The 12,950-nt window shown below is 68.9% G+C and carries 14 protein-coding genes; 9 read left to right on the top strand and 5 right to left on the bottom strand.

The features are described 5' to 3' along the window. The first annotated feature begins 185 nt into the window (after window positions 1-185). The 3 genes from GA707_RS18110 (at window position 186) to GA707_RS18100 (ending at window position 3,261) form a co-directional block, all read left to right on the top strand. The gene (locus GA707_RS18110; protein ID WP_370460059.1) at window positions 186-1,394 is read left to right on the top strand and encodes an IS110 family transposase; all 1,209 of its coding nucleotides are present in this window, start codon (window positions 186-188) and stop codon (window positions 1,392-1,394) included. 173 nt (window positions 1,395-1,567) lie between these two features. After that, on the top strand, window positions 1,568-2,500 hold the full coding sequence (locus GA707_RS18105; protein WP_193315407.1) for an LLM class flavin-dependent oxidoreductase: 933 nt from the start codon (window positions 1,568-1,570) through the stop codon (window positions 2,498-2,500). After that, window positions 2,497-3,261 carry a hotdog fold domain-containing protein gene (locus tag GA707_RS18100; RefSeq protein ID WP_152179850.1) on the top strand — a complete coding sequence of 255 codons (765 nt, stop codon included), beginning with the start codon at window positions 2,497-2,499 and terminating at the stop codon, window positions 3,259-3,261. The genes GA707_RS18105 and GA707_RS18100 overlap by 4 nt, the downstream gene beginning before the upstream one ends. A gap of 289 nt (window positions 3,262-3,550) precedes the next feature. On the opposite strand, the gene GA707_RS18095 is transcribed toward GA707_RS18100, so the two are convergent. Next, on the bottom strand, window positions 3,551-3,829 hold the full coding sequence (locus tag GA707_RS18095) for a hypothetical protein (RefSeq protein ID WP_152179849.1): 279 nt from the start codon (window positions 3,827-3,829) through the stop codon (window positions 3,551-3,553). Window positions 3,830-3,916: 87 nt separating this feature from the next. Between GA707_RS18095 and GA707_RS18090 the strand changes: the two genes are divergently transcribed. Then, entirely contained in the window at window positions 3,917-4,384 is a 468-nt protein-coding gene (locus GA707_RS18090; protein WP_152179848.1) for a hypothetical protein, read from the top strand. A gap of 140 nt (window positions 4,385-4,524) precedes the next feature. Here the strand turns inward: GA707_RS18090 and GA707_RS18085 are convergent, their stop codons facing one another. Both GA707_RS18085 and GA707_RS18080 read right to left on the bottom strand, forming a co-directional pair. After that, window positions 4,525-4,920, bottom strand: a complete 396-nt coding sequence (locus tag GA707_RS18085; protein WP_152179847.1) for a hypothetical protein — start codon at window positions 4,918-4,920, stop codon at window positions 4,525-4,527. Further along, window positions 4,917-5,162, bottom strand: coding sequence for a hypothetical protein (locus GA707_RS18080; protein ID WP_152179846.1), 246 nt, complete (start codon window positions 5,160-5,162; stop codon window positions 4,917-4,919). Before GA707_RS18080 ends, GA707_RS18085 begins: the two co-directional genes overlap by 4 nt. Window positions 5,163-5,368: 206 nt before the next feature. Between GA707_RS18080 and GA707_RS18075 the strand changes: the two genes are divergently transcribed. The 3 genes from GA707_RS18075 (at window position 5,369) to GA707_RS18065 (ending at window position 9,462) form a co-directional block, all read left to right on the top strand. Beyond that, on the top strand, window positions 5,369-6,334 hold the full coding sequence (locus GA707_RS18075; RefSeq protein WP_193315406.1) for an NAD(P)-dependent alcohol dehydrogenase: 966 nt from the start codon (window positions 5,369-5,371) through the stop codon (window positions 6,332-6,334). A 196-nt stretch (window positions 6,335-6,530) separates the two neighbouring features. Next, a complete protein-coding gene (locus GA707_RS18070; RefSeq protein ID WP_152179844.1) occupies window positions 6,531-8,357 on the top strand; it encodes a DUF2207 domain-containing protein in 1,827 nt (608 codons plus the stop codon). A 172-nt stretch (window positions 8,358-8,529) separates the two neighbouring features. Next, window positions 8,530-9,462, top strand: coding sequence for a hypothetical protein (locus tag GA707_RS18065; RefSeq protein ID WP_226963932.1), 933 nt, complete (start codon window positions 8,530-8,532; stop codon window positions 9,460-9,462). 71 nt (window positions 9,463-9,533) lie between these two features. Here GA707_RS18065 and GA707_RS18060 read toward each other — a convergent pair whose 3' ends face one another. Next, window positions 9,534-10,298 (bottom strand): hypothetical protein, encoded by a 765-nt coding sequence (locus tag GA707_RS18060; protein ID WP_152179842.1) that lies wholly within the window; start codon window positions 10,296-10,298, stop codon window positions 9,534-9,536. Window positions 10,299-10,353: 55 nt separating this feature from the next. On the opposite strand from GA707_RS18060, the gene GA707_RS18055 reads away from it, so the two are divergent. Both GA707_RS18055 and GA707_RS18050 read left to right on the top strand, forming a co-directional pair. Then, the gene (locus GA707_RS18055) at window positions 10,354-10,578 is read left to right on the top strand and encodes a hypothetical protein (RefSeq protein WP_152179841.1); all 225 of its coding nucleotides are present in this window, start codon (window positions 10,354-10,356) and stop codon (window positions 10,576-10,578) included. Between the two features lie 110 nt (window positions 10,579-10,688). Further along, window positions 10,689-11,141, top strand: a complete 453-nt coding sequence (locus GA707_RS18050) for a hypothetical protein (protein WP_152179840.1) — start codon at window positions 10,689-10,691, stop codon at window positions 11,139-11,141. A gap of 371 nt (window positions 11,142-11,512) precedes the next feature. Here the strand turns inward: GA707_RS18050 and GA707_RS18045 are convergent, their stop codons facing one another. Next, the gene (locus GA707_RS18045) at window positions 11,513-12,832 is read right to left on the bottom strand and encodes an adenylate/guanylate cyclase domain-containing protein (protein WP_152179839.1); all 1,320 of its coding nucleotides are present in this window, start codon (window positions 12,830-12,832) and stop codon (window positions 11,513-11,515) included. Window positions 12,833-12,950 lie beyond the last annotated feature (118 nt).

Here is a 12,950-nt window from a genome sequence, read left to right as displayed (position 1 = left end):
TCCCTTGTGATCAGGTCGAATAGAAGCGTCAAGAACTTCGATTCTCCTGCACCACAAGGGATTTCTCATGCAACGACCCGCATCCAGACCGCTACGACATGATCCCGATCGGTGGATCCGGGCTAAGTAGCACTGCCCGCCTCGCCGTTCTCCTGTTCGGGATGCGAGTGAGAAGGCGGTTCGTGATGAAGGTGTTCATCGGGGTCGATCCCCACAAGCTGTCGGCCACGATCGAGGTCGTCGACATGGACGAGACGGTGCTGGCAACCGGCCGTTTCGGCACCGACAACGCCGGGTATCGGGCGATGCGCAAGCTGGCCGCTGCCTGGCCCGAGCGGACCTGGGCGGTTGAGGGCAGCAACGGAGCCGGCCGGCCGTTGGCGCAGCGGCTGCTCGCCGACGGCGAGCACGTGGTCGATGTCCCGGCGAAGCTGTCGGCTCGGGCGCGGCTGTTCGACACCGGCCACAACCGCAAGACCGACGCCCACGACGCCCACTCGGTCGCCGTGGTCGCGGTGCGCACGGCGGGGCTTCGGGTGCTCTCCTACGACGCCGACCTCGAGGCGCTGCGGATGCTCTCCGACCGCCGGGCCGAGCTCTCCAGTGCCCGGGTACAGACGGTCAACCGGCTGCAGCGTCACCTCAGCGAGCTCACCCCCGGTAAGACGAAGAAGAACATCACCGCTGCTCAGGCCAAGACCATCCTGGCCTCGGTCCGACCGCGGGACCTGGTCGGCAAGACCCGCCGTCGCCTGGCCGCCGAGCAGCTCGCCGAGCTGGTCGTGATCGACAAGAAGATCAAGGACTTGAAGAAGGAGCTCAAGGCCATGGTGATCGCCCGGGGCTCGTCGTTGATGGAGCTGCCCGGGGTCGGGCCGGTCGTGGCCGCCCGGGTCCTGGCCGACACCGGCGACGTCGCCCGGTTCGTCGACCGGAATCGGTTCGCGTCCTGGACCGGGACCGCCCCGATCGAGGCCTCCTCCGGTGAGGTCGTGCGGCACCGGCTCTCCCGCGCCGGGAACCGGCGGATGAACCACATGATCCACATCGCCGCGACCACCCAGATCCGCCACGACACCGACGGGCGGGCGTACTACCTGCGCAAGATCGCCGCCGGCAAGAGCCGACGCGAGGCGATGCGTTGCCTGAAGAGACGCATGTCCGACGCCATCTATCGACAGCTCCAAGCCGACGCCGCAGCCGCCAGCCCGGCAGACGTCGAGGCGGGCCCGGGAGGGCACAGCGGGGCGTCTCAGATATCCAGCGCGGCCGGCTCACACCCGCACACCGGCACTTCGGATCAGCCACTTCCCGGACCCGCAGCCAGCACGCTACCCCCGGCCTCACCGACCAGGAAGAGCCCCGCTTCCAGAACCCTCCAAACCGCCTCTTGACACAGAGGGGTGCCGATAGGCAGCACCCTCTGGCGTCGGCTTTCATGAAGATCCCGCCCGTGAGGCGCGGTGCTGTTGTCGATGGCACACCGGCGCTTTCCAAGAGGTGTCATGGTCGGATCCGGGGTCGAGGCGCCATCCGTCGCCGCCGGTTTCTGTGGGACGGTGGACCCGTGGGCCGCATCTCGGTGGGTTGTGTCTTGAACCGGTTGGCGTTGACGGATGCCTCGGGACGACGTGCGATCGTGTTGTTGGCCGATAGTGCGGGGCTCGATCATCTCGGTTTCGGTGACCATGTCAGCTTCCACACTGGGGCCGGGTCTGACGGGCTGCTGGCCGCTGCAGGTGCGTTGGCCGTCTCGGATCGCCTGGCGGCTAACACAGGGGTCTATCTGTTGCCGCTTCGGCATCCGATGCCGGTGGCTCGACAACTCGCCGACATCGCCGCGCTCGCTCCGGGCCGATTCGTGTTCGGGGTGGGGATTGGCGGGGAGGACCCGCATGAGGTGCAGAACTGCGGGGTGGATCCCAGGACTCGTGGGCGGCGGACGGACGAGGCGCTCCAAATCGTTCGCAAGCTGCTCACCGGTGACGCCGTCGACGTCGAGGGTGACCACTTCACGCTCGAGGGTGCCCGGATCGCGCCCGCCCCGCAGATACCCATCCCGATCGTGGTCGGAGGGCGCTCCGACGCGGCCATCCGGCGCGCTGGCCGCCTTGGTGACGGCTGGTTCGGGATCTGGGTATCACCCGAGCGCTATCGCCAGTCGCTAACTTCAATGCAGGAGGCGGCCGGCGAGGTGGGCCGGGTACCGCGACTCTCGGTGAACGCACTCAACGTGTGGTGCGGCGTCGGTGATGACCGTGGCGAGGCTCGCGGCCATGTCGGGAAAGCGATGCAGCAGTTCTACGGGATACCGTACGAGCGCTTCCAACGGTGGAGTCCGGCAGGCACCCCCGCCGAGGTCGCCGACTTCCTCGCCCCGTATGTCGACGCCGGGTGCACCTTGTTCAACCTGATCATCAACGGTCGCAGCGCCGAGCACGAGATTGAGGCGGCCGGCACGATCCGCGACCGGATACTCCAGCTGACAGGTGGAACATGACCACCCAGGTCACGATCCGCAGACGCTACTGCGGGCCCCCCGACTCCGGCAACGGCGGGTATGTCTGCGGGCTCATGGCACGCTCCCTCGGCGGCGGACGCGTCGAGGTGAGGCTGCTGGCACCTCCGCCACTGGAACGGCCGCTGACTCTCCGACAAGGGCGGCACGAGGGCACGCTGCTCGACGGGGAGACACCCATCGCGATCGCACGAAAGACCGCGGAGCCCGTCGCCATCCCAGCCGCGGCGCCACAACCCGTGGGCTTCGAGACAGCTGTCGAGTCGGCAGCCGCCTTCGACACAGAGGCCTACCGGGCCGGCCACGAGTACCCGGGGTGCTTCACCTGCGGCCCCGACCGCGACGAAGGCGATGGTCTGCGACTCTTCCCAGGAGCAACCGACCGGTCCGATCACTACATCTGGCCGTGGAGGCCACACCCGTCGCTCTTCGACAATTCCGGTGAACTCGACGCCACCATCCTGTGGGCCGCTCTCGACTGCCCGAGCGGGCAGGCCTGGCTCCGACAGGAGCCGCACATGGACCCGATCGTCCTCGGCACGATGGCCGCAACCATCCACCGGACCCCGACACCGGATGAGCGACTCGTAGTCGCCGGGTGGACCGAGCAGGCACACGGCCGACGGCGACCCGCGCGGTCCGCGATCTACTCCCACGACGGTGAGCTGCTGGCAACCGCCCAAGCGACCTGGATCGTTCTCACCGCCGAGCAACGACACGCATTCCGCGCCACAAGGCCATAACCACCAACAACCACGTCCCCCAACGATCCGGGCCTAGCCCAGCTGCCGGCGCTAGGACGCAGGCGAGCGAAGTCCCGGGGCGTATCGCTTCGCAGGCCCGAGCGTTGGCTCAGGGCGTTCATGCGGCTTGCCTTCTTCCCCGACGGGCGTGAGGACCACTGGGAAGCTGTAGTTGCCGAGGTGAGTGACGTCTTCCCGCGCGTGGCTCGACCCTTGAGCAGCTGCGCGCGGCCATCGACGCGGCGAGCGTCTGTGCCCCGACCTGCGGGACGGGCTCGGACGCGTGCCTTCATGAGGGCGACCCCGCCGCGATGAGCCGCTGCATCGACCTGTGCATCCAGTGCACGGTGATCTGCCGGACGACGGCCGACATCCTCTCCCGGTCGGGCCCGAACGGAGACTCCTGGCGAGCCATCGTCGAGGCGTGCATCGCGGTCTGCACCGAGTGCGCGGCGATCAGTGCTAACAGCACGCCGACCACTGCCGCATCTCTGCCGAGTCGTGCCGGGCGCTGCGCCGAGGCGTGCCGCGCCGTCGCGACGCCGCTGACTGGACCGACGTGTCTCATCAGCCACATCCACGTGGTCGTCCCGCCGGCAAGGGGTAGGACGGATGTGGAGGTTGTCACCATGACCCATCGACGGAGGTGACAGGCATGACAACCCTTCACCACCCCACCCACTCGACTGCCGGCACCCCTGGCGCCCTCGACATCTTCGCCATGCTCCTCGTCGCCCTCCCGGTCCTCGGCGTCGTCGTCACATCGCTCGTCGCCCTCACCGGACGCTGGGGCGGACTGCACGACAGCCTCGTCACGGTGTGGTTCATCGCGATGACGATCGCCTGGGTCGCCGCGCCCGGCGCGCTCCTCCTGCTCATCGCCCACCGAGGCGAGCCGCTGTTCAAGCGACTCCTCCTGTGGGCAGCCCTCGCCCCCGTGGGCTGGGTCCTCTCGCTCCTCTCAGCAGCCGTGAGCGGCTTGGCCAACGCCCCGACCTTCGAGGGCCGGTGGCTCGCCGTCGCCGCCTCGGCGCTGGGCGTGACGCTCTACGTCGGCGCCTCTACCGCGCTGGCCATCCTCGCGTGGAAGGCGCGCACCGAACGAAAGGACGACTTCTACTGACCGACAGCCCCTCCTCCGGGTCACGCACGCTCAACGACTTCGCCCCAGCGCAATCCCCGCCCCTCAGGCCGCCCCTCCAGATAGCCCGGCTCCCGGCGATAGACGCAACTCGTCCACAGGTTGGCGACCTGGGTCGCGGCTCACGTGGTGTCGTGCGGCGAGAATCGGTCTGGCGAGGACAGGGACTGAACCGTCCCTGCCAGGACCGCGGCCAGCGGCAGGGCGGCGAAGGTCCACATCACGGTGGCGAAACCATGCACCGAGGTGAACAGAGACGCCACTGCTCCGAGTGCCGCCGTCATCGGAGCGCACATCACGGCTGCGACCGCCAGGGCCGCACGTTGCCATCCGGTGCCTGGGCGACGGCGAGCCAGCACTGTTCTGGCGCCCAGCGTCATCGCCGCACCGACGACCCAGACGAACCAAGCAGAGATGAACCGTTGGGCGGTCTCGGGCGAGGATGCTTCGGCGATCCAGTCGTCGAGCTTGTCGAGCTGCTGCTCTGCTTTCGGTGAGGAGTGGATCCGGCCCGTCATGAACGGGCAGCCCACTTCGCATTCAAGCGAGCACGCACGTCCTCAGCGGGCACTGCCCGGGACGGATCCTGAACCAGTCGCTCGTATGCGGTGACTGCTTCGGTGCGCAACCAGGCCTCTGCGGCGTGGTCGAATGCGTCATCGGGGTCGACCGACTCGAGCAGCCGCAGAGCCACGTGCCGGCGCACCTCGGGTGGTAAAGACATGCCCACCTCGTAGAACTCCGACTCGCTCACGGACATGAGAATCAGGGTAGGCCTCAGCGACGACGGCCATCGGGTCCCTGGTCAGCGTGGCCCCCGAGCGCGCCATTCAACCGCGCTACTCGCGGCGGAATGACGCATCCAAGGGCGGAGTCCCCTCCCGCTCAGGTCGGCGTGCACGGGGAGCGGGTGCTCCGGTCCCGTAGCATCGGTGCGAGCGACGTCGGTTGCAGATGGGGGTCCCGATGCGAGCTGTGATCCAGGACAGGTACGGCGATCCGGACGTCTTGCGGTTGGGTGAGCTGCCGGAGCCCGTCCCCGCCGACGACGAGGTTCTGCTGCGAGTGCGGGCGGTCTCCTTGAATGGCTCGGACCGTGAGAACCTGATGGGAAGTCCGGCGTACGCGCGGTGGTCCAACGGGCTGCGGCGGCCGCGGCACCCGGTGCCGGGATCCGACGTCGCGGGCGTCGTCGCCGCGACCGGCAGTGCGGTCACGGAGTACGCCGTGGGAGACGAGCTGTTCGGCGAGCTGGCCGGGTACCGGGGCGGGCTTGCGGACCTCGTCTGCACGCGACCCCAGCTGTTGGCCCGCAAGCCCAGCGGGCTGTCGTTCACGGAGGCCTCGACGATCCCGCAAGCGGGCGGCATCGCGCGCCGAGCGACCGCCAGCGTGCGGCCGGGAGATCGGGTTCTGGTCAACGGCGCGGGCGGTGCCGGCGGTGTGTTCGTTGTCGCACTGGCCAAGCATGCCGGGGCCGAGGTCACGGCGGTCGACACAGCAGACAAGGGCGTCTTCCTGCGCGAGATCGGGGCGGACCGCACGATCGACTTCGCCACGGCGGACTGGGCCGACGAGCGCGACAGCTTCGACCTGATCGTGGATCTCGTGGCCTGTCGCTCGCCGTTGCGCGTGCACCGCGCCCTGCGGCGCGGCGGCAGGTACGCGATGGTGGGCGGTCTGGCCAGGATCCTGCTGAGCACCGCGGTCGCCGGCCCGCTGGTCGGACGTGCCACCGGAAAGAGAGTTGGCGTGCTAGTCGTCCCCCAGTCGCGAGCCGAGATCGAGGCGGTGACCGCCCTCGTCACCCAGGGCGCCCTCACGCCGCGGATCGACCACGTGTACCCACTCGCCAATGCTCCCGCAGCATTCGCCCGACTCGCCACCGGCGAAAGCCGAGGCAAGCTCGTGGTCGAAGTGTCCGAGGGCTGACAGCCGCTGACGCGGCAGAGTCGGCGACGCCGGATCGACGCCCGCAGCACGGCAGCCGGCGAAGTGGGCACTTCGGGATGCTTTGTGCGGCGGGCCTGGCCGAGGGCGTTGTTACGCTGTTGTGTCATGTCCAGGCCGGCGTCCGTGCCCGGGTCGCGGTAGTGGGGAACGTGGGCCAGTGGATCGGAAGGGCAGGATGCGCAGGTTCGGGTGGCGGGCTCTGGCGGTCGTTCTCGGAGTCTTGGTGCTTGCGGGGGTGGCCGGCCCGGCGTATGCCGAGTCGGGGGATCGGATCAGCCAGTTCACGATCAGCTACACGATCCGCGCCGATGGCACGGTCGAGGTCGTCGAGGACATCGACTACGTCTTCGCCGGTACCGACCGGCACGGTATCTACCGGACCGTGATCACTCGGCAGCCGTTCGGGGACGGCTCGGACCGGGATGTCCTCTACGACGTGCGCGAGATCGAGGTGAGCTCGCCGGACGCGCCGGATGAGTGGAGGAGCTCGCGCGGGAGTGAGGGGTTTCGGACCACGTGGCTGACCCTGCAGATCGGTGACCCGGACGAGACGCTGTCGAGCAGCACCGCGAGCTACCGGATCCGGTACGTCCTGGAGGGGGCGCTGCGCACGGTGGACGGTGTCCCTGAGCTGTACTGGAACGCCACCGGTCTCGACTGGGACGCCGCGATCGACCTGGTGCAGGTGAGCGTGTCCGGACCCGAAGGTGTCACCTCGGTCAGCTGCTACCAGGGTGAGGCGGGATCGACGCAGACGTGCCCGGCCGGTGTCGACTCCGGGGCCGCGGTCGCCGAGGCGCGCAGCCTGACCGCCGGTGAGGGTGTGACGATCTCGGTGCAGGTACCGGCCGGGTCGGTGACGAATGCGGAGCCGACCGTCGTCCCCGGCGGGAGCCTTCTGCGGGCGGCGCGGGTCTCGCCGCTGACCGTCGGCGGATCCGTCCTGACGCTGCTGCTGGCCGTCTCGGCGGCCGTGTGGACCCGGCGCGCCAACCGTGACCAGCGGTACGCCGGGGTCGTGCCCGGAACGATCGACCGCGCGGCGCCTATCGAGACGGACACCCTCGATAAGGACCTGATTCCGGTCCGCTTCAATCCGCCGGACGTGCCCCCGGCCCTGGGCGGGGTGCTGCTGCGCTCGTCCGCGGCCGCCAAAGCCACCCCGGCGGCGCTGATCGAGCTGGCGCACGCAGGAGCCCTGACGATCGAAGCGGTGCCCGACACCGCCAAGGAGTACGCCAAGACCGGCGGCGTGCGGCGCACCGCAACCGCACGGGACCTGTCGAAGGCGCCATCGGAGTACTCCGCGGCCTTCGCGCGGCGGCTCTTCGACGATGGCCCATCGGTCGTCCTGGACCACCCCGACGCGGCGGACCAGAAACGCTTTCAGGAGGCCGCGGCGCCGCTGGTCCAGGACGTGTCCAAGGCGCCCATGCAACGCGCATGGCGCACCCGAGGCGGCCCACGCCGCACCCTGCTCTACCTGCTCCTCGGCCTGCTCACCGTGATTGCTCTCATCGTCCTGTCGTTCGTCGTGCTCGACGCCGGCGCGCTGCTGTACCTCGCGCCGCTCGTCCTGGCCGGGGTCGCCCTCATCGTGGCCATCGTGCTGTGGGCGAGCGGGCACCGCACCGCCGAAGGGCGCGCCCTGACCGACCAGGTCCAAGGCTTCCGGCGCTACATCGAGACCGCCGAAGCGCGCACCCTGCGCTTCGAAGAAGGACAGGACATCTTCAGCGCCTACCTGCCCTGGGCGATCGTCTTCGACCTGGCCGACCGCTGGCAGAAGGTCTGCGCCGAACTCGCCGCCGACGGCCGCATCCCAGAGTCCCCGCTGTGGTACTCGGGTCCGGCGTTCTACAGCACCTTCAACTCCGAGAACGCATCCTTCGGGCAGAGCCTGAGCACCTCCATCACCAGCGCCAGCGCCGACACCAGCGGCAGCAGCGGCGGCGGATCCTCCGGCGGCGGTGGAGGCGGCGGCGGCGGAGGCTCCTGGTAAGGAGCCACGCGTCCGGCACGCCACGCGCCTGGGGTCGGCAGCCGGCGCTGCGCGGTGCTCCCCGTTCGTTACAGGTGTCGGGGCTGCGTAGCGCCGTCTCGGGTGGGTTTGGCGAGTCAACCGCGTCATGCGATTGGCCGCGCGCCGGCTTCGGCCATGCCAGTGTTGGCTTGTGGCCCGCGTAGGCACCGATCCGGTCGTGCAGTGGTTGCTGCGCACCGACCCGGCGGTGGTCTACCAAGTGAGGCGTGACCTGCTGGATGAGGGCGACCCGTCGGAGCGGGCCCTGATCGCCCGGTCCGGCTCGGCGGCAGTCATCCTGGCGGCGCGACGCCCGGATGGGCACTGGGGCCAAGGCTTCTACCAGCCGAAGTGGACCTGCACGCACTACACCCTGCTCGAGCTGCGGGACCATCAGATCGACCCAGGTGTGGCGGCCTGCCGGGAGGCGGTCGCACTGTGTCTGGAGCAGATGGGTCAGGACGGTGGCGTGAACCCCAGCGGCACCATCACACACTCCGACGTGTGCATCAACGGCATGTTCCTCGCGGTCGCCGCCTACTTCCGGGCCGGCACCCCGGACCTGACGAGCCTGGTCGACTTCATCCTGAGCGAGCAGGTGGGCGACGGAGGTTTCAACTGCCGCAGCAACCGCTCCGGCTGCCGGGTCTCCTCGGTGCACACCACCTGCTCCGTCATCGACGGGTTCACCGAGTACCTGCGGGCAGGCCACGGCCACCGCGCCGACGATGTCGAGGCCGCCCGCGGCGCGGCAGTCGAGTGCCTCCTGGCCCGTCGGCTCTACCAGCAGAAAGCGACCGGGGAGCCGGTACATCCGGAGGTGGTCAAGCTGCACCATCCGCCACGGTGGCACTTCGATGTCCTGCGCGGTCTCGAGGTGGTTACCGCCGCCGGCGTCACCCACGACGAGCGTCTACGGCCCACGGTCGACGTGCTTCGTGGGCGTCGCCGGCCGGATGGGCGCTGGGCTGCCAACGCCGGGTATCCGGGTGCAACACATGTCGACTACACACGCGCCGGCACGCCCAACCCGTGGGTCACCCTGCGCGCCCTGCGCGTGATCCGCGCCCTGTCCACACTGTGACACTCACCCTCACAGCCACCGGAAGGCCCATTGCCGGGCAGCCCCAATCAGCGCGCGACAGCCGGCGGTGCCTAGCCCATATCGACGAACGGCGTGTTGGGTCGATCGGGCTGGGATGCCAACGCGTGGTCGATGGCGTTCTTCATGAATTGGAGCGCGGTTCGGTCGTCGGTGATCGGTGAGGTGGTGTTGGTCGTTCCGTGTTGGGCGATGCGGCGGGCCGCGTCGTCTACCAGGAGCCGCCATCCGGGGCCGTCGAAGAGGTGTCCCGCCTCCAGGTGGGCCAGGACGTTGGCGGCGTTGTCAATCCGCCCGGTTGCCGTCATCATGGCGATGAACTCGATGCCCACGCCGTCGGAGAAGTAGTGGTCCGCGGACTCCCGATTCTCTTGGAAGAGTGCGGAGTAGCCGAGCAGCAGGAGCGTCCAGTTGACGAAGGTGGCAGGGCCTTGGCGGCGGTACCGGTCGAGTAGCCGTTGCAGCCGCTGATCGGCGCGCTCGAGTTCCCCGAGGTTGAGCCATGCCGTCGCCAGGTTGATCTCTGCTCGTTCGGCAAGGTGATGGTCACCTCGGGTTCGGAACTCGGCCGCTGCGTCTCGTGCGACGTCCGCCATCAGGGCGTGGTCTTCCGTGGCTGTGGCTCGGGCGTGGCGCATCAGCACGCCCTCGGGCTCGCCGCTCTCTGCCAGCAGCCGCAGATAGCCGCCAGGGTCCTGCGTCATCGAGTACCGGTGGGCCGCGGCATACAGGGCCATGGTCCGGGTCCGCACGTCCGCCGTGGGGGCCACTTGGAGGAGTCGTTCCGCCCAGTCCCCGATCTCGTTGTTACTGCGCATGACGATCTCGGGGAGTACGGCGGTTGGAAGGTCCGTGGCAAGGTCGAGCCGGCCGGTGGCACAGGCCCACTCGTGGGTGGATCAACGGCTCGCGCGAAGGCTGCGACTGGCGACACCCGATACGGTCGTCCGGGCGGTGATGCGCAGCGACGCCAGCCGCATCATGGAGCTGCCGCCAGACCGGCTCGTCGATGCGATCGCCGACCCGAGGACGAGGGCTGCGAGCGCCACGCACGTCGGCACCTGGACCTTCCCCGGCCGATCAGGGCGTTCGCTGTGATCGCGGCGTCGGTGATCTGGACTAGCATCGCCCCCAATCGCCGTTGCCCAGCCTCCGACGTGGACGGACATCGGAGTGGCTCCGTCGGACGGACAAGCCAGGAGACGAACATGACCGACACCGGAGACGTGGTCGACGCGCGCCAGGAGGGCTACGAGCGCGACATGACCCATCGCCGACGCAGCCTCGCGCGGGAGTTCCGGCTGAGGTACTTCACGCTTCAGGCAACCTGGGTCATCGTGCTCACCGCCGGTGCCGCGATACCCCTGTCGGCGGCCCTAGGCTGGCCGGGCTGGGTCGCCCCGATCCTCGGCTTCAGCGTCGTCGTCGCCACGGGACTGGAGAAGGTCTTCAACCGGACCACCGACGGTGCCGTCGCCGTCGATCGCCTCCGACGGGCACTCGACCAGGAGGGCAGGCTCTTCCACGCTCGCAAGCTGCACTACGCCGACAGCGACGATCCTTTCGATGAGTACGTCCGCAGGTCCGAGGCCGCAATCGCCGAGTTCGACCGCTCGATGTTGGCCTACGCCCAGCGGATCGCCCCGCCAACGAAGTCCTGACCAGCGGCGGCCAGTCTGAGTCGACAGGAATCCCGGTCACACCCTGGTGCACGCCTTTCGGCCTGGCGCGCCTCGTCCTCGGATCAGAACCAGCCCTCGCCACGCTCCGCACTAGTCTTCGTGTCGCCGTAGTAGCGCTGGCCGGACAAGTGGACGACCCTCGCGCCCTCGTAGTCGCTGTTCCCGTGATGTCGCACCCTCTCTGCGGCAGCGAAGGTGCCCGCTGCAAGGGGCCGCAGCGACCTACTGCACAATGGGTGGAAGCGGTCCCCTCGGCTGGTCCACGAGCGCAAGCCGCTACCGGAAGTGCACGCCATAGGTTGTCGGGTTGCGAGTCCCTTCTCCAGCTCTCGAGCGAGGGCGCGCGTGAATCACCGTGTCTCGTTGATCGCGGCGTCGGGCTTCGGCGGTCTGAGCCCATCGAGGACGAAAACCTCGGTGGGGCCCTTGCCCTTCAGGTCGACGGTGCCCCGTGGCCGGAGCACGAACGCGTCGGCGAGAGCCGACTCCACTCGGCCGGTGACCTGAATCTGGCCGGGCTGTCCCGAGGACTGCATGCGGCTGGCCGTGTTGACCGTGTCTCCCCACAGGTCATAGATGAACTTCCGGCGGCCGATCACCCCTGCGACGACCGGGCCCGCGTCGATCCCGATGCGCAGGCCGAGCCAGGTCTGACCCGTGCTATCGGCGATGGCGATGATGTCCTCGCGCATCGCCAGGGCCAGTCGGGCCATCGCCTCGAGGTGCCCCGGCCGGGGCTCTGGGACGCCGCCGGCGACCATGTAGGCGTCACCGATGGTCTTGATCTTCTCCAGGCCCAAGGCCTCGGTGCGCTGGTCGAAGGTCGTGAAGATGCGGTCGAGCAGTGCCACGAGCTCCTCTGGTGGAACCGTCGACGTGTGTGGCGTGAAGTCCACGAGGTCGGCGAAGAGCACACTCACGTTCTCGTGTCGCTCGGCGATCACCCCGGTGCTGTCCTTGAGCCGGTCGGCTACAGCCGACGGAAGGACGTTCAGCAGGAGGCGCTCCGACCTGTCCTGCTCCACCTCCAGCGCACGGTGCATTCGTTCCCGTTGCTCCACGAAGTAGGCGAGCATCAGGTATGCGCTCACGGTGACCCCCATGATGTTGAGCACGAAGAACGCGTTCACGACTGCCCTCGGCAGGGCCGCCGGCTGCTGCGAGAGGAGTGGGTCGAGCACCGCGAGGATCGCCACCTCTGCGAGGAAGGCGGCCAGCCACACCCCCGCCCCCCGCACGCCGTAGAGGGCCAACGCTGCGAGCGGCACGAACAAGGCCCATAACAGGACGCCGCTCGAGGCCACGAAGCCGCCGAGCGATGCTTGGAGCAGAGCCGGGAGGATCAGCATCACGAGCAACTGCGTCCTGCGGAATACGTCGAAACGCCGCGTGCGCGCCAGCACGACCAGGCCGACCACAGTGACGACCTGGTACGTCGCCGGGATCGCTGCCGACCTCGGGTATCCGTAAGCCGCATACGTGAGGACCCAGACCACCGAAAGCACGGCGATCAGGACCGAACCCAGGATGAGCGTGCCGGAGCGGAGACGCGCGTCGCGGGAGTCGCCCGCACGGGCACCCAGGTCGGAGAGCCGGTCGACCACATCGGCGATCAGCGACCGCAGGCCTCGGCGTTCGCCGGAGCCTGCAAGGTCCCGGTGGAGGCTCACACCTGACCCTATCGCCGCGCCCTTCGCCGGGACCGGAACGAGGGCCGGTATGCGGTGCCCCCCACCGCTTCTCGACCTCCGACGCGAGAGGCAACCCGTGAGCCGGCTACTGACAGCA

The organism is Nostocoides sp. F2B08, assembly GCF_009184895.1.
GTDB lineage: Bacteria > Actinomycetota > Actinomycetes > Actinomycetales > Dermatophilaceae > F2B08.
Note: the sequence above shows the minus strand (reverse complement) of the source record. Positions and strands in the feature narration are given on the sequence as shown.